Annotated in this window: 23 protein-coding genes; 11 read left to right on the plus strand and 12 right to left on the minus strand. The window is 48.2% G+C overall.

Translation table 11 applies throughout. The features are described 5' to 3' along the window. Window positions 1-224: 224 nt before the first annotated feature. On the plus strand, window positions 225-3,392 hold the full coding sequence (gene putA, locus ACP7FG_RS09900; RefSeq protein WP_439226261.1) for a bifunctional proline dehydrogenase/L-glutamate gamma-semialdehyde dehydrogenase PutA: 3,168 nt from the start codon (window positions 225-227) through the stop codon (window positions 3,390-3,392). A 50-nt stretch (window positions 3,393-3,442) separates the two neighbouring features. On the opposite strand, the gene ACP7FG_RS09905 is transcribed toward putA, so the two are convergent. From ACP7FG_RS09905 to ACP7FG_RS09920, 4 genes are all read right to left on the minus strand, one after another. Then, a complete protein-coding gene (locus ACP7FG_RS09905) occupies window positions 3,443-3,880 on the minus strand; it encodes a hypothetical protein (protein ID WP_222235654.1) in 438 nt (145 codons plus the stop codon). After that, window positions 3,870-5,654, minus strand: coding sequence for an acyl-CoA dehydrogenase C-terminal domain-containing protein (locus ACP7FG_RS09910; RefSeq protein WP_224798215.1), 1,785 nt, complete (start codon window positions 5,652-5,654; stop codon window positions 3,870-3,872). Before ACP7FG_RS09910 ends, ACP7FG_RS09905 begins: the two co-directional genes overlap by 11 nt. 109 nt (window positions 5,655-5,763) lie before the next feature. Next, window positions 5,764-6,471: a general secretion pathway protein GspB gene (locus ACP7FG_RS09915; protein WP_439226262.1), complete on the minus strand. Its 708-nt coding sequence runs from the start codon at window positions 6,469-6,471 to the stop codon at window positions 5,764-5,766. Window positions 6,472-6,473: 2 nt separating this feature from the next. After that, on the minus strand, window positions 6,474-7,904 hold the full coding sequence (locus ACP7FG_RS09920; protein WP_417447979.1) for an ExeA family protein: 1,431 nt from the start codon (window positions 7,902-7,904) through the stop codon (window positions 6,474-6,476). A 109-nt stretch (window positions 7,905-8,013) separates the two neighbouring features. On the opposite strand from ACP7FG_RS09920, the gene ACP7FG_RS09925 reads away from it, so the two are divergent. Continuing rightward, entirely contained in the window at window positions 8,014-9,126 is a 1,113-nt protein-coding gene (locus ACP7FG_RS09925) for a multifunctional CCA tRNA nucleotidyl transferase/2'3'-cyclic phosphodiesterase/2'nucleotidase/phosphatase (protein ID WP_439226263.1), read from the plus strand. Here the strand turns inward: ACP7FG_RS09925 and folK are convergent. Further along, entirely contained in the window at window positions 9,123-9,632 is a 510-nt protein-coding gene (folK, locus tag ACP7FG_RS09930; protein ID WP_439226264.1) for a 2-amino-4-hydroxy-6-hydroxymethyldihydropteridine diphosphokinase, read from the minus strand. The genes ACP7FG_RS09925 and folK overlap by 4 nt on opposite strands. An 11-nt stretch (window positions 9,633-9,643) precedes the next feature. Then, window positions 9,644-10,027: a dihydroneopterin aldolase gene (gene folB / locus ACP7FG_RS09935; protein WP_126783000.1), complete on the minus strand. Its 384-nt coding sequence runs from the start codon at window positions 10,025-10,027 to the stop codon at window positions 9,644-9,646. Between the two features lie 97 nt (window positions 10,028-10,124). On the opposite strand from folB, the gene plsY reads away from it, so the two are divergent. Then, the gene (gene plsY, locus ACP7FG_RS09940) at window positions 10,125-10,715 is read left to right on the plus strand and encodes a glycerol-3-phosphate 1-O-acyltransferase PlsY (protein ID WP_439226265.1); all 591 of its coding nucleotides are present in this window, start codon (window positions 10,125-10,127) and stop codon (window positions 10,713-10,715) included. Here plsY and tsaD read toward each other — a convergent pair. Further along, the gene (gene tsaD, locus ACP7FG_RS09945; RefSeq protein ID WP_278356598.1) at window positions 10,699-11,733 is read right to left on the minus strand and encodes a tRNA (adenosine(37)-N6)-threonylcarbamoyltransferase complex transferase subunit TsaD; all 1,035 of its coding nucleotides are present in this window, start codon (window positions 11,731-11,733) and stop codon (window positions 10,699-10,701) included. The genes plsY and tsaD overlap by 17 nt on opposite strands. Before the next feature lie 126 nt (window positions 11,734-11,859). Between tsaD and ACP7FG_RS09950 the strand changes: the two genes are divergently transcribed. Further along, window positions 11,860-13,416: an amidase gene (locus ACP7FG_RS09950; RefSeq protein ID WP_439226266.1), complete on the plus strand. Its 1,557-nt coding sequence runs from the start codon at window positions 11,860-11,862 to the stop codon at window positions 13,414-13,416. Here the strand turns inward: ACP7FG_RS09950 and ACP7FG_RS09955 are convergent. Beyond that, entirely contained in the window at window positions 13,394-14,434 is a 1,041-nt protein-coding gene (locus ACP7FG_RS09955; RefSeq protein ID WP_439226267.1) for a phosphodiesterase, read from the minus strand. The genes ACP7FG_RS09950 and ACP7FG_RS09955 overlap by 23 nt on opposite strands. Beyond that, complete coding sequence (locus ACP7FG_RS09960) at window positions 14,434-15,468, minus strand: type IV pilus twitching motility protein PilT (protein ID WP_439226268.1); 1,035 nt, start codon at window positions 15,466-15,468, stop codon at window positions 14,434-14,436. Before ACP7FG_RS09960 ends, ACP7FG_RS09955 begins: the two co-directional genes overlap by 1 nt. Window positions 15,469-15,504: 36 nt before the next feature. On the opposite strand from ACP7FG_RS09960, the gene ACP7FG_RS09965 reads away from it, so the two are divergent. The 4 genes from ACP7FG_RS09965 to ACP7FG_RS09980 are packed head-to-tail and all read left to right on the plus strand — an operon-like array spanning window position 15,505 to window position 18,024. Continuing rightward, the gene (locus ACP7FG_RS09965; protein ID WP_439226269.1) at window positions 15,505-16,215 is read left to right on the plus strand and encodes a YggS family pyridoxal phosphate-dependent enzyme; all 711 of its coding nucleotides are present in this window, start codon (window positions 15,505-15,507) and stop codon (window positions 16,213-16,215) included. Then, entirely contained in the window at window positions 16,215-17,039 is an 825-nt protein-coding gene (gene proC, locus ACP7FG_RS09970; RefSeq protein ID WP_199495112.1) for a pyrroline-5-carboxylate reductase, read from the plus strand. The genes ACP7FG_RS09965 and proC overlap by 1 nt, the downstream gene beginning before the upstream one ends. Before the next feature lie 8 nt (window positions 17,040-17,047). After that, window positions 17,048-17,575 carry a YggT family protein gene (locus ACP7FG_RS09975; protein WP_054489223.1) on the plus strand — a complete coding sequence of 176 codons (528 nt, stop codon included), beginning with the start codon at window positions 17,048-17,050 and terminating at the stop codon, window positions 17,573-17,575. A gap of 23 nt (window positions 17,576-17,598) precedes the next feature. Next, window positions 17,599-18,024, plus strand: a complete 426-nt coding sequence (locus ACP7FG_RS09980; protein WP_224798220.1) for a DUF4426 domain-containing protein — start codon at window positions 17,599-17,601, stop codon at window positions 18,022-18,024. Here ACP7FG_RS09980 and ACP7FG_RS09985 read toward each other — a convergent pair. Then, the gene (locus ACP7FG_RS09985; RefSeq protein WP_439226270.1) at window positions 18,021-19,751 is read right to left on the minus strand and encodes a potassium/proton antiporter; all 1,731 of its coding nucleotides are present in this window, start codon (window positions 19,749-19,751) and stop codon (window positions 18,021-18,023) included. The two genes, ACP7FG_RS09980 and ACP7FG_RS09985, sit on opposite strands and share 4 nt — an antisense overlap. 131 nt (window positions 19,752-19,882) lie before the next feature. Here ACP7FG_RS09985 and rdgB point away from each other — a divergent pair, with 131 nt between their 5' ends. Continuing rightward, a complete protein-coding gene (gene rdgB / locus ACP7FG_RS09990; RefSeq protein ID WP_439226271.1) occupies window positions 19,883-20,494 on the plus strand; it encodes an RdgB/HAM1 family non-canonical purine NTP pyrophosphatase in 612 nt (203 codons plus the stop codon). After that, window positions 20,491-21,642 carry a radical SAM family heme chaperone HemW gene (hemW, locus tag ACP7FG_RS09995; protein WP_439226272.1) on the plus strand — a complete coding sequence of 384 codons (1,152 nt, stop codon included), beginning with the start codon at window positions 20,491-20,493 and terminating at the stop codon, window positions 21,640-21,642. Before rdgB ends, hemW begins: the two co-directional genes overlap by 4 nt. A gap of 17 nt (window positions 21,643-21,659) precedes the next feature. Here hemW and trmB read toward each other — a convergent pair whose 3' ends face one another. Together trmB and ACP7FG_RS10005 are read right to left on the minus strand one after the other, a co-directional pair. Further along, the gene (trmB, locus tag ACP7FG_RS10000) at window positions 21,660-22,376 is read right to left on the minus strand and encodes a tRNA (guanosine(46)-N7)-methyltransferase TrmB (RefSeq protein ID WP_439226273.1); all 717 of its coding nucleotides are present in this window, start codon (window positions 22,374-22,376) and stop codon (window positions 21,660-21,662) included. Between the two features lie 112 nt (window positions 22,377-22,488). Next, complete coding sequence (locus tag ACP7FG_RS10005; RefSeq protein ID WP_439226274.1) at window positions 22,489-23,580, minus strand: OmpA family protein; 1,092 nt, start codon at window positions 23,578-23,580, stop codon at window positions 22,489-22,491. A 115-nt stretch (window positions 23,581-23,695) separates the two neighbouring features. Between ACP7FG_RS10005 and mutY the strand changes: the two genes are divergently transcribed. Then, the gene (gene mutY / locus ACP7FG_RS10010) at window positions 23,696-24,739 is read left to right on the plus strand and encodes an A/G-specific adenine glycosylase (protein ID WP_439226275.1); all 1,044 of its coding nucleotides are present in this window, start codon (window positions 23,696-23,698) and stop codon (window positions 24,737-24,739) included. Window positions 24,740-24,745 lie beyond the last annotated feature (6 nt).

Consider the following 24,745-nt stretch of genomic DNA (forward strand, 5'->3'; position numbering starts at 1 on the left):
AATCGATTCCGATGCGTTTAATAAGTTAGATTAAAGGTACTGGCTTGGCGGCTAACGGTCAACAAACACGGGCATTTAGTTCACTTGACACTAAGGGTGAAAAGTTGCAACGTGAGATCCGACCATAAAGGGTCTTTACCAGCGCAATAATAAGCTTATACTTGCGCTGATTCCCAACATTGGGGAAGCACGCCGAGCTTCGGCCTGGCTATACAGGAGATGCTATGTTCAAAGCGAGTGAGGTGCTATCCAAACAGCATCAGGCTGAGGACTTAAAGTCCTTACAGCAGGCAATCACTAACAATTATATTGTTGACGAAGACCAATATATGCGTGAGCTACTGCCGCTGGTTCCTGCCGATGATGAAACGGTTAGTGCAGTTACCGAGCGCGCAGCTAAATTAGTTGAGCAAGTGAGGGAACGGGCAGATAACGGCGTTGTTGACGCCTTTTTGCAAGAGTACAGCCTGGATACTAAAGAAGGTATCATTTTAATGTGTCTTGCCGAGGCACTATTACGTATACCCGATGGTTATACAGCAGACGCATTAATTCAGGACAAACTTTCCGGCGGCGACTGGCAAAAGCACATGGGCCAGAGCGCCTCATGGTTAGTCAATTCCGGTACCTGGGGTCTGGCACTGACAAACAGTGTAACGAACCCCACCGGCAAGCCAATGGAAACACCACGCGGTGCTTTTCGACGCCTTATCCGTAAGCTCGGCAAGCCGGTCATTCGCAAGGCGACGTACACCGCCATGCAAATTATGGGTAAGCAGTTTGTGCTGGGACGCAGCATTGAGGAAGCCCTGAAAGAAAGTCGCGACAACCGCGATAAAGGTTATACTCACGCTTACGACATGCTTGGTGAAGCCGCATTAACGATGAAAGATGCGAACTACTACAAGCAGCAGTACGTCAACTCAATTAAGACCATTACCAAAGAAGAATTTAATAACCCGGATGCACCACGACCGACCATTTCAATCAAGTTGTCGGCATTGCACCCCCGCTATGAATCGGCCAACCACGAACGCGTACTGACTGAGCTTGCCACCACCTTAACTGACTTGGTTAAGCTGGCAAAAGAAGCTGATGTTGGTGTGACCATTGATGCCGAAGAGGCCGACCGCCATGAGCTGTCACTGGAGTTATTTGAAAAAGTCTATCGCAGCGGTGTTTGCAAAGGCTGGCCTCGATTTGGTCTGGTGGTCCAGGCCTATTCAAAACGTGCCCTGCCAACTTTATGTTGGATAACAGCTCTGGCCAAAGAGTGTGGCGACGAAATACCGGTACGCCTCGTTAAAGGCGCCTATTGGGATAACGAAATTAAGTGGACTCAGGAAAACGGTCTGCTCGGCTACCCTGTATTTACCCGCAAGTCTCATAGTGATATTTCTTATCTGGCCTGCGCACGCTATTTGTTAAGTGACGATACCGACGGAGCTATTTATCCGCAGTTTGCTACTCACAATGCGCAAACCTTTGTGGCCATTGAACAGATGAACGAAACTCATAAGCGGCGCATTGAATATCAACGCTTACACGGCATGGGTGACAGCTTATACGACACCATAATGGAGCAGAATCCGGGCATGGTTGTTCGCATTTATGCGCCAGTTGGCCCGCACAAAGATTTGCTGCCGTATTTAGTTCGTCGTCTGTTAGAAAACGGTGCTAACTCGTCGTTTGTTCACAAGCTGTTAGATTCAGATACGCCAGTCAATGAGCTGGTTGAACACCCCATGAAAACAGCTTCAGGTTACGAAAAGTACGCAAACAGCAAAATTCCACTTCCCCCTCAAATGTATGGGGATCGCACAAATTCGTTAGGATTGAATATGAATATTCACTCACAAGCAGATGATTTTATTGCAGCGGTTCAACAGTACCGCGACAAACAGTGGCAAGGCGGTCCCATCGTTGATGGAAAAACCGTTGAAACCGACCACCATGTCAGTATTACCAGCCCTCAGGAAACAGCTAAACAGGCTGGCCGCATTTACTGGGGCGATAAAAAGCTTTCCGAGAAAGCGCTACAAAGCGCCAACGCCGCCTACAAATCCTGGCGCGACGTGCCGACCGAAGAGCGTGCACAATGCCTGGAAAAATTCGCGGATCTAATGGAAGCTAACCGTAACGAACTGATCGCTTTATGTTCAGTCGAAGCGGGCAAAGGCTTACAGGATGGTATCGACGAAGTTCGCGAAGCCGTAGACTTCTGTCGCTATTATGCCAACCAGGCCCGTGAGCTCATGGGTAAACCCATTCAGTTGCCAGGACCGACAGGCGAAGACAACGAGCTATTCGTTGAAGGTCGCGGCACCTTTATCTGTATCAGCCCATGGAACTTCCCATTAGCAATTTTCGTCGGTCAGGTTGCGGCAGCGTTAGTTACCGGTAACTCAGTTATTGCCAAACCAGCAGAGCAGACGGGTTTAATTGCCTACCGCGCGGTGCAGTTAGCTTTAGAAGCAGGTATTCCAGGCAACGTATTGCACTTTATGCCGGGTAGTGGTGCCGAGGTCGGCAGCTACTTAACCAGCCAGGAAGATATTGGCGGTGTTTGCTTCACCGGCTCAACCTATACAGCTCAGGCAATTAACCGTGCATTAGCGGCACGAACAGGCCCAATCGTCCCTCTGGTAGCGGAAACCGGTGGGCAGAACGCCATGATGGTTGACTCAACCGCTCTGCCAGAGCAGGTTGTCACCGACGTAGTTGCCAGCGCCTTCCAGAGCGCCGGACAACGCTGTTCAGCTCTGCGCGTTCTCTTTGTGCAGGACGACGTGGCTGATCGTATTATCGACTTGCTACGCGGTGCTATGGAAGAATTGCAGGTTGGCGACCCATTACTGCATGAAACCGATGTCGGTCCGGTTATTGATGGTATCGCCAAAACCAACCTGGAACAGCACATTTCTGACATCCAGCAGGCGGGACGCTTAATTGCGCGCGCACCTCTGCCTGATTATGCTATGGGTGGCACCTTTGTCGCACCTACGGCGATAGAAATTGACAGTATTAGCCAACTGGTAAAAGAAAACTTTGGCCCAATACTGCACGTGATACGCTATAAAACCAGCGAAATTGATGAGGTTATTGATAGCATCAACAATACCGGCTTCGGTTTAACCTTTGGCATTCACAGCCGGAACGAAACCTTTGCATACGATGTTGCAAGCCGAATCGATGTGGGTAACGTCTACATTAACCGTAACCAGATAGGCGCAATTGTCGGCGTGCAACCATTCGGTGGTCGCGGCATGTCTGGTACCGGGCCTAAGGCTGGTGGTCCACATTACCTTACCCGTTTCGTCACCGAAAAAACACGCAGTGATAACATTACTGCTGTTGGTGGTAACGCAACGTTATTGTCTTTAGACGATTAAAAGCAAAGTAAGGTACAAAAAAGCCAGCGAGAAATCGCTGGCTTTTTATTTTACTCTTCGTAATTTTTCAATTCTATTTGGTAATCATCCAACTGCTGCCTGAGGCTATCATTAAAAACGATAATAATTTCCTGCCGGCGTCCTTTTTCATCAGCAAAGCTCAACCCGGCCAAGTCTTTCTCGTACCGGTGTAATACCGGTGGTTTATCGAGCTGATAAGTTCTTGGTGGCAAAATCAGGCGCTTTTCTGTCAATTCAAGGTCACGATAAAACGCAGCCGGCTGCAATGGCCTGAATTTCACGACAATCGTCATAACAATCGCCATGGTCAGCAATGCGCCCGTGATGATAATCCACAGGGGAACTGCATCACCAATATAAATTGCCATCCATATCGCTAAAAAGAAGCCGCCCCACGCTTGGGGGCGGCGACTGTCACGATAAAACGTCAGTGCTGTTTCTTGTGATTTTTCGTTTTTAGAAGTCATCGTCACTATGTAAATAAAGGCTTTCGCTACCGTCTTTTATCGCTAAAGCCAGGCTATGAATACGTGGCAGAATACGCGCAAAATAGAAGCGGGCCGTTTTTGTTTTGGTTGCCAAATAGGGTTTCTCGTTTACCAGTGGCTCAGCTGCTATCGCCATCTTCAACCACAAGTAAGCGTAAGAAACATAACCCACCAGATGCAGATACTCAACCGCTACGCTGTTAACAAGGTTCTCATCGCCCGCGGCCTTTTGCAGTACTTCCTCGCTGACACCATTCAGTATATTCAGCGCCTGCTGCAATTGCTCACGCTGCTTGATCCATTCACTGCCGGTCGCCGTTTCATCCAGAAAGCTCTGAATTTCTTCATTAAACGGCTGCAATAGTTTGCCTTGCGAACCAAACACTTTACGACCCAATAAGTCCAGTGCCTGAATACCGTTTGTGCCCTCATAAATTTGCGCTATACGAGTATCACGAACCAACTGCTCCTGACCCCATTCCCGCACGTAACCATGGCCACCAAAAACCTGCTGCCCGTGAATCGTGCACTCGAGTCCGGTGTCAGTTAAAAAGGCTTTAGCGACAGGTGTCAATAACGCGACCATCGCGTCTGCTTTTTGTCTAACCTGCTCATCTTCGGCGTATTTCGAGCGGTCGAGCTGCTGACCCACCCAGGTTGAGAACGCGCGACCGCCTTCAGTAAGCGACTTCATGGTCAGCAACATACGGCGCACATCGCCGTGCACTAAAATTGAATCGGCTTCGGCCTGGTCGTTGCGAGTTGCTTTAGCGCCTCGTCCCTGAATGCGATCTTTAGCGTATTCCAGAGCGTTCTGGTACGACCGTTCTGCAGCACCAAGTCCCTGGATACCAACGCCTAAGCGTTCATAGTTCATCATGGTGAACATAGCTGGCAGACCGCGATGCGGTTCACCGACCAACCAGCCTTTTGCACCGTCAAAGTTCATGACACAGGTGGCTGACCCATGAATACCCATCTTATGTTCAATTGAGCCACAGCTAACAGCGTTACGCTCGGTCAGGTTGCCTTGTTCATCAGACAAAAACTTAGGCACCACAAACAACGAAATGCCTTTTGTACCTGCCGGAGCATCAGGTAATTTGGCCAACACTAAATGAACGATATTCTCCGCTAAATCGTGTTCGCCACCGGTGATAAATATCTTAGTACCGCTGATAGAAAAACTGCCGTCCTCAGCTGGTATCGCTTTACTGCGAATAATACCTAAATCTGTTCCGGCATGAGATTCTGTCAGGCACATAGTGCCGGTCCACTCACCTGATACCATGCGCGGTAGATAATGATTCTTTAGCTCGTCACTACCATGCGAGTTAATCGCCATAATAGCGCCGGAGGTTAACCCCGGGTAGAGCGAGAAAGCGATATCGGCGCTACAAAGCATTTCTTCGTATTGAGCAGACAAAGACTTAGGTAAACCCATGCCGCCAAAGTCCGGGTTAGCTGTTACGCCAACCCAGCCGCCTTCAGCTAACTGGCGAAAGTTCTCTTTGTAGCCTTTAGGAGTTGTTACTACCCCATCTGCAAATTTAACACCTTCCTCGTCGGCTTCACGGGCCAGCGGCGCTACTAAGTTTTCAGCAACCTTGGCACCTTCATCCAAAATAGCACCGGCAGTTTCAACATCCATCATGTCGGCAAGTTCAGGGGTTTGCTGCCAGTCGTCGGCAACTCGGAATACATCGTGCAGGACAAAGTCCATATCGTCGCGGGGAGCTCTGTAGTCAGCCATATCATTACCTCTTGTATGAATCACACGGGCATTCAAACAAATAATTCAAACGCCTGTTTAAACTTTATCGCACAAGAGTATGAATCCCTTTGCGGGATGTCAATAATTTCTACGGTTGCCAGTCTTCTAAAGCGGCTTGTGAGAATGCTTGTGAATCCATCACCAACACCACTTTCTGCGGCTCTATTCTCAGAATAGTCAATTGATTCAGCGCATCGCCCTCGTATAGTCGCTGGCCATTGAGTTCAATCCATCGCTGGGACGCACTGGAACGGTACATATGGCTATCGTAGCTAAAGGCTGGCACCTGTCGCTGAAATGAACGCGAAAGCTCACCTAGTGGCGGAATAACGCTTGTATCGGCATTATCATTATTGTTACTATCGGTATCATTCACTGCGGCTTCAAAACGCTCTAACAAGTCGGGCGACACGGCAGATAAATCGAGAGCTTCACGCTGTGGTTCTGTTTGTTCGGGCTGAGACGCGCCCGTGGAAGCTGGCTCTGGCAACTCTGAGCTCTTAGCAACCTCTACTGTTTCTTCTTGCGGTTCAGCATCCCAGCTTATCGCTTCAACGGTTTCGGTTTTCCCCCAACTAAAGCGCTCCGCCGCAACAGTTTCAGGCTCTGGTTCTTTCGCGAGCCACTGAGCGGTTCCTGCCCCCAGCACTCCCCCTGCAACAATTATTGCGGGCCATATTAGCCACCCCCAACGTCGGGTACTATTGTCGGTAGCCATTAAAGACGCGTCTAATATTGACCGTTGCTTTAATAGCGGCGACTGCTGTTGCTTTAATGCTTTTAATAAGGAGGACATGACTAACTCTCTTTACTCGCTCTTTTATTCAATCTGGGCCCAAAATCTGAAGCTCTTGAGGCCAGCCATGCCATCGTTGCTTCATCCAACTTGCCGGTCACACGAAGTCCCTGGCTCTTTTGCAACGCTTTAAACTGCTCCTCAGATGACTTTTTTTGCCATTCTGAACTTACATGTTCGCGCACTTGTTCACGCACCCACTGTTCTTTTTCATCCGGACTGTCTGCCAGCGGTTTCTGGTACAAAATTAAAAAGGCACCATTCCAGCCGTTAGTGTCTATAGCCGTACCATCGGTAACCAGATTCGCCATTTTGTCGCGTTTATAAAGTAAGGCCGGGTAATTAATACTGCGCAACTGTTGCAGGCTTTGCCGTAACTCCAGGCAAGCAAGGTCATATTGTTCTACCCACTTGCAAAAATCGGTGTCTAACGGAGGCTCTGGTAAACCCCATACACTGGCCAGCTCTTGCGCTGCCTTATACTGCATGGTGGTTGTCCTGTCCGGCTCAGGGGCCGTTTCTCTGACCAGGCTATAGCTTCCTATAGCACTGGCCACGAATAAGATAAGTGCGCCAGCCCAACGCCAGAAGGGTGACTGGTGCTTAACACCGCTTCTTCTGTCGGCCGGACCATTGAGCTCGGCATGTGCTTGTTGTAAGTGCCGAGGTAAAACTTCTGCACTTGATTCCGTATAGGCCGCCAGTAGTGCCCGGTCGCAATACAGGTTTAATAAACGGGGAATCCCCTGAGTCAGTTGATGCGCTTTACGCGCCGCAGCTGCACTGAAAAGTGGCCGGTTCGCTCCTGCCACCTGAAGTCGATATGCAATATAACGTTGAGTATCGGCTTCTGTCAGCGGCAAAATATGATAACGGGCGGTAATACGCTGTGCCAGTTGACGCAACTCCTGCCTGCGCAATAAATCCTGAAGCTCTGGCTGACCAATTAAAATCACCCGCAATAATTTCCGATCATGAGTTTCTAAATTGGTTAACAACCGCAACTGTTCCAGCACTTGCGGGCGCAAATGCTGAGCTTCATCAATAAGCACCACACACTGACGACCTTCATCATTGGCTTTCAGGAAAAACTGGCTGAGTTTGTCAGTCAAGGTTTTACGAGTGGCGGAGCGCTTTTGATAACGGATACCAAACTCATCGCACAAACTGGCAAGCAGTTCGTCCTCATTCAGCATCGGATTCAAAATAAAGGCGGTTTCAGTCGACTCAGGTAGTTGTTCCAGCAACGCCCGTGACACCGTGGTTTTTCCTGTGCCCACTTCACCGGTCAGTAAAATAAAGCCACCACTACCCTGCAGCCCTTGCGTAAGGTGCGCTAAAGCCTCCTGATGCCGTTCACTCAGGTAAAGGTAGTTTGGGTCCGGGGCAATAGAAAAAGGCTCTGCCTGAAGACCAAAATAGTTTTGATACATATCGGTCCGCTACTGTGCTGATGTTATTATTTGTCCAACAGTGTAACGACTTGCTTGCACATCGACCAGTGATTCGACATGATCATGCCAAACAAAGTTGAGGTGAACAGTGGAAGTCTATTTAGTCGGTGGCGCAATACGCGACAAACTCCTTAAATTACCCGTGCATGAACGCGACTGGGTGGTTGTTGGCGCCCGCTCAGAAGAGCTGCTGAACCAGGGTTTTCAGCAAGTAGGTAAAGACTTCCCGGTGTTTTTGCATCCGGATACGCATGAAGAATATGCGTTAGCCCGTACCGAGCGAAAGTCAGGCAGAGGTCACACAGAATTTACCGTTTATGCCTCGCCAGAGGTTACTCTTGAGCAGGACCTTGCTCGTCGTGACTTAACCATTAATGCCATTGCTGAAAGCGAAGACGGAACAATTATTGATCCTTACAAAGGTGTACAGGATCTTGAAGCCCGTAAACTGCGACATGTGTCAGAAGCTTTTACAGAAGATCCTCTACGAGTTTTGAGAGTTGCGCGGTTCGCGGCTCGTTTTGCACATTTAGGGTTTACTGTGGCTGCAGAAACCCAGCAGCTACTGCAACAGATGTCGGAAAGCGAAGAGCTCAGTCACTTAGTTCCCGAGAGAGTCTGGAGAGAATGGGAAAAAGCGCTGTTAAGCGAAACACCTTTCGTCTTCTTAGACTTACTTAAAAGTATCGACGCACTGCCCCAGGTTTTACCGGGTATCACGGCAGGTGATAGCCAGCTGCAAAGACTCAACAGGACTTCAGCTTATTCAGATTCGGCAATACTGCGTTTTGCCTGTTTATTTGTAGAGCAAAAGACACCCGATGATATCAAGCAGTTTTGTCGCCGACTGGCTATTCCAAACCACTACCGCGACGCCGCGACCCTTGCCAGGAATAATGAGCTCTTTATAACCCAGGCTAAGCTTCCTGAGGCAGAGTCGCTTTCGGCCACTTTAAAACAAATTGACTACTGGCGACGCCCGGAGAAACTCGAGCAGTTACTTCAATTAAGGGAAGCCGAATTTAGTCAGTCAGAACAGAAGACAACTATTGATAAGCAGCACCAAAAACTGCGCTTAGCTGCCGAGAAAGCGTCAGCGCTTAGTTCTCAGGCTTTGCAGCAGCAGGGACTCACCGGTAAAGCACTTGGCAATGCACTGCGTGAACAGCGCGAGCAAATACTTGCAGAGGCGCTGGTTTAACCCTCCAGCCAGCCAGTATTTTCAAGAGGCTCTAACTGCTGCGGCGCCTGCTTATTGGACTCCTGATACTGTTTCCACAGTTGCTGATAACTGACTTCCAAAACAGGATGCAGGAGATCGCCGGCAATTTCAGCTAACGGCCAGAGAACAAAAGCGTTTTCAAGGATCTCAGCACGTGGTAATTGCGGCTGTTGCGCTCGTATTACATCATCATAAAGCAGCACGTCAATATCCAGAGTCCGTGGGCTGTACTTGGCACTTTCAGGCACTCGTCCATTTTGTTGTTCAATACGTTTACATTCGGCTAAAACTTCGGTAACCGAGCGGCTTGTCTCCACCTCTACCACCAGGTTGTAAAAATCACTGCCGGAAAATCCAACCGATTCACTGCGAAAAATTCGTGAACGCTGACGCCAGCCAAAGCTTTCGGCAATTGCTTCTAAGCCGGCACGAATGTATTTTTCACGATCCGTATTAGAGCCTACCCCGAGAAAAACTTGCGCCACAACTTATCCTCTTAACCGAACGGACTGTCAAAAACGCTTCGGCGAACCGTAACTGCGACATTTTTTGCATTGGGCACTGCTCCGGGCTTAGCTACGCGCACTTCAACATTCTGAACTCCAAACTCATTCAGAATTAAGGTAGCCACCCCTTCAGCAACGGTTTCAATTAACTGTCTCGGCTTTTCTGCAACCCAGGCCGAAACCCGTTCACTCACCAGAGCGTAGTCTAAAGCGTCGTCAATATCATCAGTGGTCGCTGCACGCTGGTTGTCCCAGCTCATTTGAATATCCAGCACTAACTGCTGTTTTTTTTCTTTTTCCCAGTCGTAAACGCCAATAATGGTTTCTATGGTTAGACCCTCAATACTGACGACATCAATATCTGCTTGTTCCATTTGTGTTAACCCGTGGTAATTGCCCAAAAAACCGCTTATTCTATGGGCATTGACTTTTAATCGCAGTCTACCTTAACCAACGAGGGATTCGTACCCCATGACAGCGCTTACTTTACTGATGATACTTTCAGCCTACCTTCTGGGCTCTATCAGTAGCGCTGTGGTTATCTGCCGAATCTGGGGGCTGCCTGACCCACGCAAAGAAGGCTCTGGTAACCCGGGAGCAACCAATGTTTACCGGGTGGGCGGAAAAATTCCCGCATTATTAACTCTTTGGTTTGACGTTTTAAAGGGGATGGTTCCGGTATGGGGATCTTATTTTCTCGGCATTGAACCATTTTTCCTTGGCTTAATTGCCGTTGCTGCCTGCCTTGGCCATATTTTCCCGCTTTACTTCCATTTTCGTGGCGGTAAAGCCGTAGCGACCGCCTTAGGGGCAATGTTTCCTGTGGCCTGGGAAATGGCCTTATTGCTTATTGTGACCTGGTTATTGGTTTTCCGTATAAGCCGGGTATCATCCCTGGCTGCTCTGGTAACCGTTTGTCTGGCACCGTTTTATGCTTATTGGATAAAACCCCAATACACGGTGCCGGTTATTATGATTTCACTATTGATCCTCTGGCGTCACCAGGCCAACATTTTGCGCTTATCCTCCGGTAAGGAGAAAGCCTTTAAACGGCGTCGCTAACCTTCGCCATGGGTTTCAAGTCTGTCATTGGCCACCTTGGATGTGTTTTTACTGCCAGTGATTCGCGTTCTCCCGCTTGTAAACGCAGGGCGCCAGCTAAAGCAATCATCGCACCATTGTCGGTGCAGAACTCAGTACGGGGGTAAAACACCTGCCCATTTTGCTTTTGCAACAAAGCCTCAAGTTTGGCGCGTAAGTGTTTGTTGGCACTGACACCACCAGCAACGACTAAGCGCTTGTAGCCAGTTTCTTTTAATGCCCGGCGACATTTGATCACCAAGGTATCAACGACTGCATCTTCAAATGCCCGTGCAATATCAGCCAGGGTCTGCTCGTCATTATCATTAGCGGCCAGAGTATTAGCTGCGGAAGTTTTTAAACCACTGAAAGAAAAATTAAGCCCGGGTCTGTCTGTCATTGGTCTGGGGAAAGTAAACCGGTCACTGTTACCTTGTTCTGCCAGAGCGGCCAGTCGCGGCCCCCCCGGATAATCCAGCCCCATCAGTTTAGCGGTTTTATCGAAAGCTTCGCCAGCTGCGTCATCGACGGATTCACCCAGCAAATGGTAATCGCCTATGCCTTTTACCTGCACCAATTGAGTGTGACCACCAGACACGAGCAAAGCAACAAACGGGAATTCGGGTTGGTTCTCTTCCAGCATAGGAGCCAGCAGATGCCCTTCCATATGGTGAACACCCACTGCCGGCAAGTTCCAGCCGAAAGCTAAACTACGGCCAATGCAAGAGCCAACTAACAGAGCCCCGACTAACCCCGGCCCCATAGTATAGGCCACACCATCCAATTGCTGATGCGTAATACCGGCTTCTTTAAGCGCGGCCTTAATTAACGGCAACGTTTTACGCACATGGTCACGAGAGGCAAGTTCGGGCACCACACCACCATAGTCCGCATGCAATTTAACCTGAGAATACAGCTGGTGTGCCAGTAACCCTTTTTCAGTGTCATACACCGCAACCCCTGTTTCATCACAGGAGGTTTCAATACCCAATACCCGCATAACGCTAACCACTTCAGTTCTTTATCGACAATTGCTGCCATTTTACCTGATTTTTATTCGCATGACTCGCCTTACGACCAAAGTTATGCCACTTTATGAAAACACAAAAACAATAAGGGTTTAAGCATGAGACAACTGGTTTCAATTCTGTTTATTCTGGCCTTAACAGCCTGCCAGACATCACCTGCAGATCACGCCGAATTTACCTGGCAGGATGCTTCAGTAACTGAGCTTCAGCAAGCCATGAACGAAGGTCAACTAACTGCCGAACAGCTCACACAGTATTACCTGCAACGCATCCACCAAAACAATCAGCAGGGTCCCGAACTAAGAGCGGTAAATAGACTGAATGAAAACGCATTAGCTGATGCCAAACGGCTGGATAAAGAGCGCCAGCAGGGGAAAGTCCGCGGTCCACTGCACGGCATACCTGTTCTGCTAAAAGACAACATTGATACCGCAGACGGTATGCCAAACACCGGAGGTTCGCTTCTGTTTGCAGAAAATTATCCGGAAGATGACGCATTTTTAGTGCAACAACTGAGAAATGCCGGTGCGGTTATTCTTGGCAAAGCCAACTTAAGTGAGTGGGCTAACTTTCGTTCAACGCGTTCAAGTTCAGGCTGGAGCGCCATAGGCGGTCAGGCCGTAAACCCTTATGACAGAACCCGCTCAACTTGTGGTTCAAGTGCAGGTTCTGCTACTTCAGTCGCCGCAGATTTCGTTGCGCTATCGGTCGGTACGGAAACCGATGGTTCGTTAGTCTGCCCTGCAGCTGTTAATGGCATTGTCACCATAAAACCAACATTGGGGCTTATCAGTCGCGACGGCATTATTCCTATCGCACATAGCCAGGACACCGCAGGCCCAATGGCACGCACTGTCACCGGCGCTACCTTGATGCTCGATGTAATGAAAGCACATGACTCCAGCGACTCTGCCGGCTACAGCAGTGAAACAACCTTTGCTTCTCATTTAAAAACAGACGGGCTACAAGGCAAACGCATTGGTGTGGTTCGCAATTTAATGGGATACAACGAGCTACTGGACAAACAATTTGAACAACAACTTGAGATTCTGAAAGCTCAGGGGGCGCAACTTGTTGATGTCGAAATGCCAACCTACGGCGAATACGGTGGTGACGAGTTCACAGTACTACTGTATGAGTTTAAGAATGACATGGCTTCGTATCTTGCCGACACCAAGCTTCCTTACCGCAACCTCGGCGACATGATAGAAGCCAATAATGAACTGGCTGAACAAGAGCTTTTATTATTTGGTCAGGAGCTTTTTGAAATGGCCAATGCGCAGGAAGATGAAGCGGCTTATCAGCAGGCCCTGGCTAACAGCAAAAAGCTGGCCGGTAAAGAAGGCATTGACACCATGCTTAGCGAAAACAACCTTGATGTACTCATTGCTCCAACAACCAGTCCGGCCTGGAAAATTGACCATGTTCTCGGAGACAATTATTCAGGCTCGGCCAGTTCACCAGCGGCAGTCGCCGGGTACCCGCACATAACCGTGCCGATGGGTTACATTCAAATAGGTGACCAACCGGCTCTACCCGTTGGAATGAGCTTTTTTGGAGCAGCACGTTCTGAAGCAATACTGATAGAAGCGGCATTTGCTTACGAACAAGCCACACAACACCGTGTAGCTCCTAATCTGGTTGCAACTGACTAAGGTTAAGTTTACGACTATCGAGCGGCCGGCCATCAATGTCTCTGAGCGTTAATACCAATTCCGGCTGCTCTTTCCATATCACTTCAATTTGACCATAACGGCTTTCCGTAAAAGCCTTTCCGTCGCGATAACTTGACTGGTAAGGGGTATCACCGTCAAAGTTAATAGTACCCGGAGTTACCTGCCATAGTGGGTAAGAAAGAAACTCGTCGGACTTTGCAAATTCACCAAAAAACCTATCGCCGCTGGCCAAGAGTAAACCAGAGGGCTTCAGCTCAGTTAACAATTCTTTTAAGCGTTTTTGTTCACGTTTGTAGAGCGCCCAACTGTCATAGCCGTTTGCCGGAGCCAGTACCGGTGTCGCACTCATAATAATACGCACCTCAGCTGGCTTTTGTAACTGTTCAGCAAGCCACTGCCATTGTTTATCACCCAGTAAGGCACCGGTATTATTTGCCTGATAAGGGCCTAAGTCAGAATTAAAACGGCGCGTTTGGCGCTCCATCCAACCTACGGTAGTGAGTGGGTCTCTATTCCAGCGCCCATCGAGCACAATGACTTGAACACGTTGCGGTTCATTGCCAAAAATCACGCTTTTAGCAATACCGTGCGTCTGAAAAAGTCGTTTTGAAGTTGCTGGCTCACGCCAGAAGGTCAAAAAGTGATTCCTAACGGCATAGCGATTCGGGTTATTCTTGCCACTGTTGCCACCCAGGCTGTAGTCGTTACGGTTCCAAACGGACATTACTGCCGAGTTGCGGCGTAAAACCCTCGGCCCCCGGTAACGGTTAAAAACCTCGTAGGCATCGAGTAGGTCATCCATATCATCTGCATCGACATCAACCGTATCGCCCAGGAAAACAAACACTTCAGGCTGTGCATGGTTAACGGCATCCCAGATTTCCTGCCGACTGGTATGGTCAATGCAGCAACCAAAGGCCACTCGTGTTGATTGTTGTGCCGACACACTGGACGCAAAGGCCAGCAATAAAAACAGCCAAACACTCCGTATTTGCATCAGAAATCCTCTTTATTCACCGCGCAGCGGCGCGCCTCATCTGCTTCTATATCGCCACGTGCAACCAATTTCTTGAGCGCCTGATCCAATGTTTGCATGCCACGCTCTGCCCCTGTTTGTATGGACGAGTACATTTGCGCCACTTTATCCTCACGGATAAGGTTCTTGATAGCGGGTGACGACAGCATAATTTCATGGGCAGCGACGCGACCACCGCCAACACGCTTCAGCAGACTCTGTGAAATTACTGCACGTAATGACTCCGACAGCATAGAGCGGATCATGGGCTTATCATCCCCCGGGAACACATCAATTATACGGTCAATGGTTTTTGGCGCCGACGTTGTATGCAAAGTACCTAAAACCAAGTGTCCTGTTTCAGCGGCTGTCATGGCTAAACGAATGGTTTCCAAATCGCGCATTTCCCCTACCAGGATAACGTCAGGGTCTTCACGCAATGCAGAGCGAAGCGCCGCACTGAAACTTCGCGTATCCCGGTGTACCTCGCGCTGACTGACCAGACTTTTCTGGTTGTCGTGAACAAACTCTATCGGATCTTCGATAGTCAAAATATGTAACGACCTGGTTTGGTTTAAATAATTGACCATAGCCGCTAAGGTCGTTGATTTACCGGAACCCGTTGGCCCGGTCACCAAAACTAAACCACGGTTGGCACTGACAATGTCTTTAAATATTTCAGGAGCGTCCAGTTGTTCCAGTGTGGTGACTTCACTGGGGATCATACGAAACGCTGCCGCAATACCTTTTCGTTGTGTGAATACATTCGCCCGGAAACGCGCAATGCCTTCAAGCTCGAACGAAAAGTCACACTCAAATTTTTCTTCAAACTCCTGCCACTGACCTTTGCTCATCACCTCAAACAACATATCTTTCAGCTCGTCGGGCTGGTGCTCGGGTTGATTTAATGGCCGAATGTCCCCATCCACTCTAATCATAGGAACACTGCCGGAAGACAGATGTAAGTCCGAAGCATTTTGTTTCACACTAAAGGCCAGTAATTCGTTAACATTCATATATCTTATTCCTGAATCAGTGAGATGACGGTGGCAATGACAACTAAGGTATCAGAAAAGATAACAAATAATCTTGCGGAAATACGTCAGCAATTGCAGATTTTAGCCGAAGAGTCTCAACATGGGCAGTCGGTTAGATTGCTTGCCGTGAGTAAGAAGCACTCTTTGGATGCAATAAAAGCCGCCGTAACCGCCGGGCAAATGCATTTCGGCGAAAATTACGTTCAGGAAGCGGTTGATAAAATAACGCAGCTGAAAGAACAAATACCCGACCCGGTCCAGTGGCACTTTATTGGACCGATTCAGTCCAACAAGACAAAAGATATTGCTCAGCATTTTAACTGGGTACAAAGCTTAGAGCGCGAGAAAATTGCACGCCGCCTGAATGAACAGCGCCCAGACAGTCTCGAGCAGCTCAACGTTTTGCTACAGGTGAATATTGACGACGATGACAACAAGTCAGGTCTGCCGCCACAGCAAGTTAAAGAATTAGCTGAGTATGTGACGAGCTGCTCAAGACTTAAATTACGCGGCTTAATGACCATACTTAAAGCAGGAACAACTGAAGAGCAACGCAAGCAAAGCTTTCAGCACATGTTTCGTCTTTATGAGCAACTGCAACAAACCTATGGTGCGCAAATTGATACCTTATCCATGGGGATGTCCGGCGATATGCGACAAGCAGTGCTTGAGGGTGCTAACATGGTACGTATTGGAACAGCAATTTTTGGAGAACGGGAGTCCTAATGAACGACATTCGCAATATTGCCTTTATCGGCGCAGGTAACATGACACAAAGCATTGTCGGTGGTATGTGTAAAAGCGGTTACCCTGCTGACAAGGTCTGGGTCAGTAACCCCAGCGATGCCAAATTAGAGAAAATGAAGTCGGAGCTTGGCGTTAATACCAGCAATGACAATCTGGAAGTGGTGAATAACGCTGACGCTATCGTATTGTCAGTTAAACCTCAGTTAATGGCAGAAGTTTGCGCTCACTTACGCGAAAACGTCCACAACCTGACCGATAAATTGATTATTACCATTGCCGCCGGTATCCGTATTCCTAAATATCGCGAGTATTTAGGCGAAAACATCCGTATTATCCGCGTTATGCCCAATACGCCATCATTGGTTGGCCAGGGCATGTCGGGGTTAGTCACAGACAACTCAGTGGACGATGCCGATAAAAACTTTGTCACAGAAGCCTTTAACGGCGTAGGTGAAACCCTCTGGGTTAGTGACGAAGATCAGCTCGATATTCTCGGTGCAGTTGCCGGAAGCGGACCAGCTTACTTTTTCGAGTTTATGGACAGCCTTGCAAAAGCAGCGACCGAGCTTGGCTTTGATGCAGAGAAAGCCCGCGCAATGGTTCAGCAAACCTGTTTAGGCGCCGCACAAATGGCTAAAGAAAGTGAACTGTCATTAGAAGACTTGCGCAAACAAGTCACCAGTAAAGGCGGCTCAACAGCTAAGGGTGTTGAAGCCTACCAGGACTCTGACTTACACGGCATTTCGGAAAAAGCCGTAAAAGCAGCGGTAAACCGTAATCAGGAAATGGCGAAACTCTTCTAGGAGTCACTATGAATAACGCCCTAACATTTTTAGTCGCCACCCTAATTGATCTGTATCTGATCATTGTGCTGTTGCGACTCTGGATGCAGTTAACCCAGGCAGACTTTTACAACCCGGTCAGCCAATTTGTGTATAAAGCAACACAGCCCGTTGTCGGACCGCTTCGTAGCTTCATGCCAATGATAGGTAAGCTGGATACTGCCAGTTTAATATTTGCGCTAGCGCTAGGCATGTTGAAAGTGGCAGCTTTGGTCTGGCTAAATGGTCTGGCTGTGGGTCCACTGGTTATTGTCATTCAGGGCATACTAACAACCATTAGCAGCCTGCTGTCGATGCTGTTCTGGGTATTGATAATCCGCGCCATACTTAGTTGGTTCTCACAGGGGTATAACCCGGTAGAAGCCATGCTGCATCAAATTACAGAGCCTCTGTTAGCACCTGTACGTAAAGTTATTCCACCAATTGGTGGCTTAGATTTATCGGTACTGGTTGTTATTATTGCCCTGCAGTTTTTACGAATATTAATTGGCGTTTAACGCTACTGGTGGAGGATAAAGTGATGAGTAAAACATTCTTTGTTAAGACAGTAATAGCTATGTCCATGCTGCTCTCTGCCAGTCTTATGGCTGAGCAAAAAAAGACTCTTGGTCAATGGGATGTTCACTACAGCGCTTTTACCTCCACCTTATTAGCTCCGGCAGTAGCAACGCAATATGACTTAACCCGAAGCGCCTCAAAAGGTGTACTTAATATTGCCGTGCTCGACAAACAAACTCAAAAAGCACAAACCCCTGGCGTTACCGGGCAAGTTGTTAACCCGCTGGGTCAAATACAGGAACTCGAGTTTCAGCAGGTAACAGAAGGCGATGCCAGTTACTATCTGGCACAGTTTAATTACACCAATGCCGAAACCCTGCGTTTTACTATTGAGGTTGGTGACCAGCAAACGCTTAAATTTAACCAGGAATTTTGGTTAAACGACTAGCCTTTTACCGGCTTTACACCAATTGACTGGATATCACCTTTGTCACTGACTTTCCGTACGGTCAGAATAACATCACCTAAACGTATCATGTCGCCGATAACTACGCGGCGATGGAACTTCAGCAAGAAGTAATCGGATATCGTTGTGCTCAATAACCCTTCATTGAGGTCCCCCACAGGGTAGAAACTACCGACATCGGCCAGCGTCAAGTCGCCGCGTAAAGTGAAGTCACCAAAGAAGTCTTTTTCTGATACTTTTAAGCCTTTACCGCCCGATGCAAGAATTCGACTGACTTCATCAATATCTTTAACCGTTGCGGCTACCAGTAAACCGTCACCTTCTTCAACCATGGGCTGGGTTTCCGGCTGCAACCATTCGCCGTCGCGGATCAACCCAACGAAAGTGGCAGGCGCAGTTAACTTCAGCTCTTTCCAGGTATGGTCACAGGCAGGTGAGTTTTTATCAATGCGATAAAGCCAGACCTCCAACGCCTCTTTACTGGGCACAGACGATAATGGCATACGTTGCTGCGGTTTTGCTTTTAACGGTACCTCCAGCCCCAGCCAGCGCGCTACCGGCGCAATACTCCAGCCCTGAATAATCAATGAAATCATTACCACAACAAAAGCAATATCGAAGTAAAGCTCCTGATTTGGTACACCACTAAGCCATGGGAATAAAGCAAGGATAATGGGAACGGCCCCTCTTAAACCAACCCAACTGATAAACACCTGCTCTCGCCACGGAAAGCTAAAGGGCAATAAACTCACCACCACCGCCAACGGACGAGCAATAAATATTAGAGTAAAGGCAATACCTATTGCGACCGGTGCGTTAGCGACTAAGTGAGAAGGAACAACAAGCAACCCGAGAATGAGGAACATCGCTATCTGGCTTAACCACGCCAGTCCGTCCTGCACCTGCAGTATATGAACCAACTGAGGTAACCGCGCATTACCGATAACAAACCCCATTAAATAAACAGCCAGAAAGCCGCTGGCGTGAAGTTTCGCCGTTAATGCGTAAATGGAGATAGCACAGGCTACGGCCAATAAGGGGAAAAAGCTAAAGCTTAACGGCAGTTTTCGAGCGGCAATAATGAATAGCCGCCCACCTAACCAACCTATTGTCAGACCGCCAATTAACTGCCAGACAATATCAAGACCTATCCAATACCAATCAGGAAAACTGCCACTGGCTACGGCACCGGTCATCGTTAAAGTCAGAATGACCGCCATGGGATCGTTACTACCCGACTCTATTTCAAGTGTTGAGGCAACCCGCTCTTTAATTTGTAGTCCTCTGGATTGAAATATACCAAACACCGCTGCCGCGTCAGTTGAGCTAAGTATCGCCCCCATAAGCAAGGCTGCAGGCCAGGGCAAAGCAAACCAATATACAGCCAGCGAGGCAACTAAGGTACAGGTTAAGGCAACACCTATTGTTGCCAGGCTAATGGCAGGCAACAAGGCGACCCGAAAGCGTTCGGGGTGAGTTCGCATTCCCCCGTCAAAAAGGATAATGACCAGAGCAGCAGAGCCTATAAAAAAGGCGATATCCGGATTGTTAAACTCGACTCCCAGCACTCCTTGTTCACCGGCAAGCATACCAATTAACAAAAAGGTCAGTAGTACAGGGGCTCCCAGTCGATTGGAGGCGACAGCGGCTAAAATGCTGACAACCAACAACAAGCCACACAATAAAATCAAGGTGTTAGCCGAGTCCAAATAGAATCTCCTTATCTCTGTATCTGCCTATTTATCATAACAGGTTTAACTTAGACGCTAATGTAAGATTTCAAATCCCGTTAAAACCCTTTATCCTGTGCCCCTTAATAATGAGTGTACAGGTCCGTTTTATGAAGCCGCAAAAAACTTTGGTACTGGCTACCGGCAATGCAGGTAAAGTTGCCGAGTTACGTCATATGTTAAGTCAAACGAAGGCTACTGCCGACTGGCAGGTCCGCCCACAGTCCGACTGGGACTTCGCTGAAGCCGACGAAACTGGCACCACCTTTGTCGAAAACGCCATTATAAAAGCGCGTCATGCGTGCCAACAAACCGGGTTACCCGCCATTGCCGACGACTCAGGCCTTGCCGTTGCAACGTTAAACGGCGCCCCGGGTGTTTATTCTGCTCGTTATGCTGGATCCAATGCGACAGACTCCGAGAATATCAATAAATTATTACAGGCTTTAGAGGGCGCTGAAGAGCACCAGCGACAGGCCAGTTTTCATTGCGTATTGGTCTATATGCAAAGTGCAGAAGACCCAACGCCAATTATCTGTCAGGGCCGCTGGGACGGACGCATATTAACAAAACCTGTCGGTGAACATGGTTTCGGCTACGACCCCGTTTTTTGGGTTGAAGAAAAAAATGCTTCAGCCGCACAACTTGATAAAACAGAAAAACAAGAGCTCAGCCATCGTGGTCAGGCTCTGAAACAACTGCTTGAGCAGCTCACTAAATGACTTACCCACTGACTCTTCCGCCGTTATCTCTGTATATACACATTCCATGGTGTATTCAGAAATGCCCTTACTGCGACTTCAACTCGCATAAGCTAACGGGCGATGTGCCCGAAGCAAGTTATGTCGGCCGCCTGCTGGAAGATCTAAGGGCCGACCTTGAGTGGGTACAGGAGCGAGAAATTCGGTCTATTTTTATTGGCGGAGGCACACCCAGCGTACTCTCAGCAGCAGCAATACAGCAATTAATGGACGGTGTGCGGGCAACGGTAACCCTGAGTTCTGACTGCGAAGTAACCATGGAAGCCAACCCGGGTACTTTTGAGACCGAAAAATTCTCCGCGTTCGTTGCTGCCGGCATAAATCGATTGTCTATTGGCGTTCAAAGTCTGCAGGAGCACCAACTGCAGCGTTTGGGGCGTATTCATAACCCGCAGCAGGCAAAAGAGGCAGCCAGACACGCAAATCAGTTACCGCTCGCCAGCTTTAATCTTGATCTTATGCATGGACTGCCGGATCAAACCGTAGAAATGGCATTAGATGATTTGCGTCAGGTCATCGCGCTGAACCCTCCACATATTTCCTGGTATCAGTTAACTATTGAACCTAATACCCTGTTCGCGAGCCAGCCGCCTGAGTTGCCTGACGATGACACCTTATGGGAAATTTACCAACAGGGTCATAAGCTTCTGGAAGCGGCCGGTTATCATCAGTACGAGGTGAGTGCTTATGCAAAACCGGGTCACCAAAGCCGTCACAATAAAAACTATTGGCAGTATGGCGATTACTTAGGCATTGGCTGCGGAGCACACAGCAAAGTCACACTTCCACAGCAAAATAAGATTCTGCGCTGTGAAAAGATAAAGCACCCTAAAGGTTACTTAGACCTGACTAAAGCTCTGCGTTATCAGTTAAAAGAAGTTGCAATTGACGACCGTATGTTTGAATTCTTTATGAATCAGTTCCGTTTACTGGAGCCAGTCAGCAAACATAACTTTGAACAGACTACCGGACTCTCCGCCGACTTAGCGTCAGAACACTTGCGCAAGGCAAAATCTCTAGGGTTGGTAACTGAAAACACACAGCACTGGCGTTTAACACAGCAAGGCCACCGCTTTCTGAACTCAGTTTTAGATACGCTTCTGGATTAACCCGGAAGCGTATACCATTACTTAACTTGGAACTGTAAATCCCAGACGCCATGCCCTTTACCCTCGCCCCGGCGTTCAAACTTGGTTTTGGGCCGGCTTTCAGGTCTGGGCACGTAATCTCCTGAAGCTGATAAATTGCTTAAATCAGAGGCTTCATTTAGCACCTCTAGCATGTGCTCAGCGTAATTTTCCCAGTCTGTTGCCAGATGAATAATTCCGCCAGATTCTAGTTTCTGAGTTAATAAGCTCAAAAACTCTGGTTGCACTATACGACGTTTATGATGGCGCTTTTTATGCCAGGGATCAGGGAAGAAAATCTGAACGCAGTTTAGGCTTTTGTCCGGAATACACTGTTTCAACACCTCAACGGCATCTTCGTGAAATACCCGAAGGTTGTCTATCCCCGCTTCTTCGACAGCCATAAGACAGGCACCAACACCAGGCTCATGCACTTCGATACCAATGAAGTCGCGCTCGGGGTCATTAGCAGCCATTTCAACCAGTGAGTGCCCCATGCCAAAGCCGATTTCTAGAGTTACAGAGGCCTTTCGATGAAAAACCCGGGCAAGATCCAACCGACCATTATCCAGCGTTAAGCCTAGAGTCGGCCAAAGGCGTTCAATTGCAGTTGCCTGTCCTTTCGTTAGCCTTCCTTCTCTTTTAACGAAACTCCGAACTGTTCTGACATACTTACCCGCCGCTGCGGCTTCTTCGGCACTTTTAAACTGGCTCATGACTTTCCTGACAATTAGTGACTTAGCTAATACCAAAAAAACAGGCCTGAAAAATCAGGCCTGTTTACAGTAGAGCTATTATCGCTATTTCAAGCAATCAATACAATTGGTATTAACGTGTTTTAGGTACACGGTTAACAACTTTCAATGTTGCTTCAATACGACGGTTTGTTTGACGATCAGCCGCGCTGTTTTCACGAACTTTAGGCTGAGATTCACCGTGTCCTTTAAAGTCGACTCGGCTTCTGGCAATACCGTGTTTTTCAACAAGTGAATTAGCAACAGCCTCTGCACGACGCTCAGACAACCATTGGTTGTACTCGGCTTCACCGGTGCTGTCGGTATGTCCATGAATGGTAATATCCAATTGTGGGTGTTCTTTCATGAACTCCGCCATTTCATCGATATCATTCCGTTCGCCACTACGAATCTCAGATGAGTTCAGGTCAAACTCAACAAGTAATTCTTCAGTGATAGTCTCGTTCTCGTATAAAATGCAGCCGTTCTCATCCACTGAGTAATTCTTAGGTGTATTTGCGCAATTGTCTTTAGAGTCAACAACGCCGTCACCGTCTGAATCTACAGGCTCTGATTTAGGCTCAGGTGCAGCTTGTTGAGGTTCTGGCTGTGGCTCAGGACGAGGTCTTGGCTCAGGGCTTGTATCACGGCCGCCGAAGAACCACTGCAAACCAATGTTTGCAAACATTTCGGTGTAGTCTTCTTCCCAACCACGCTGGGCTCCACCTTCAATCCGCCACGCGAGATTATCGTTAATAAAGCTACGGTGACCGAGAGTCAGGCGAGCTGCGACATCGGTTACATCACCAATTTCAGTGTTATTCACACCTAAACCGGCATAAAAGCTGTTATTAAAGTGATACAGCGCATCGACACCATAGCTGTCGCCATAGCCATCGCCGCCGCCAACTAAATCGGCTTCCATGTAATCGTAGTAGATACGGGCTTCCCATGCCTCAGTAAACATCATGCCAGCTTCAATACCTGAGGTGATGGTTTTGAAACCGTCATCAACAAAAAATAACTGCTGATTTTTGACCGCAACGCGGTCATCATCAGCAGAGAATACGCCCAAACGCGCACCCAGATAAAAGTCGTTTTGCTCAACCTCAGTCTGCTGTGCAAAAACCGGAGCGGTTAATCCAGCGGTAAGCAAAGATAAAGTAATTAGGTTTAAGGTTTTCATTGCAAAGCTCCTTTTAATTGCAATAACAATCATGCTCGGAATATGAGACACTGTGTATGTCATAAAGAATAGTACATTCTTGAAATTAGTCATTTTTATTTGCAGAGATTTACAGTTGACTCAAACATTCAGCTCTCAGGTCCTTCGCTGGTTTCAACAGTATGGCCGCAAGCATCTTCCCTGGCAGAAAAATGTCACTCCATACCGTGTCTGGGTTTCAGAAATTATGCTGCAGCAAACCCAGGTCACCACCGTTATTCCGTACTTCGAACGTTTTATGGAGACATTTCCTACAGTTCAAGCATTAGCCGAGGCTCCGCAAGACCGAGTACTGAACTTATGGACAGGTTTAGGCTACTATGCCCGCGCCCGCAACCTTCATAAAACGGCAAAAATCATTTGCACCCGATCTAACGGTGAATTTCCTAAAAAAGTTCATGAACTTGAAGAATTACCCGGTATTGGTCGTTCGACAGCAGGTGCTATTCGTTCACTTGGGCATGGTGAGTACGCCCCAATTTTAGATGGCAATGTTAAACGTGTCTTAGCCCGCCACTTTGCTGTCGCAGGTTGGCCGGGTAAGACCAGTGTATTAAAAGAGCTCTGGCAACTCAGCGAGGAGCTTACTCCTGAGAGTGACTCTGGTGCCTATAATCAAGCCATGATGGATATCGGTGCAATGATATGCACCCGAACTAAGCCGCTCTGCGAGCAATGTCCCGTCAACAATTCCTGTTTAGCCAAAGCAAAGAATACAATTACACAGTACCCGGGTAAGAAGCCGAAAAAAGCCAAGCCAGTCAAGGCAACGCATATGCTGCTTTTCCGCCACCAGGGCCACTTGTTACTGGAGAAAAGACCACAAACAGGTATTTGGGGGGGGTTGTGGTGCTTCCCTCAAAGCTCAGAAGAAACAGAAGTGCCCTCAGTGATCAGGCAGTACGGGTTAACTGAGCATAGCCGCCAACAGTTGCACGGTTTCAGGCACACCTTCAGCCATTTTCATCTGGATTGCTACCCTCTGCTGATAGACGTCGTTCCCGCTGAAACTCAGCTTAACGAAAACCAGCACCTCTGGGTAGAACCTGACACCGATAAGGACTTGGGCTTTGCTGCACCAACCGTTAGACTGATGAAACAATTAATGACCAATAAGTGAGTACAA

The sequence above is a fragment of the Idiomarina sp. ST10R2A5 genome, from assembly GCF_051842325.1.
Lineage (GTDB): Bacteria > Pseudomonadota > Gammaproteobacteria > Enterobacterales > Alteromonadaceae > Idiomarina > Idiomarina abyssalis.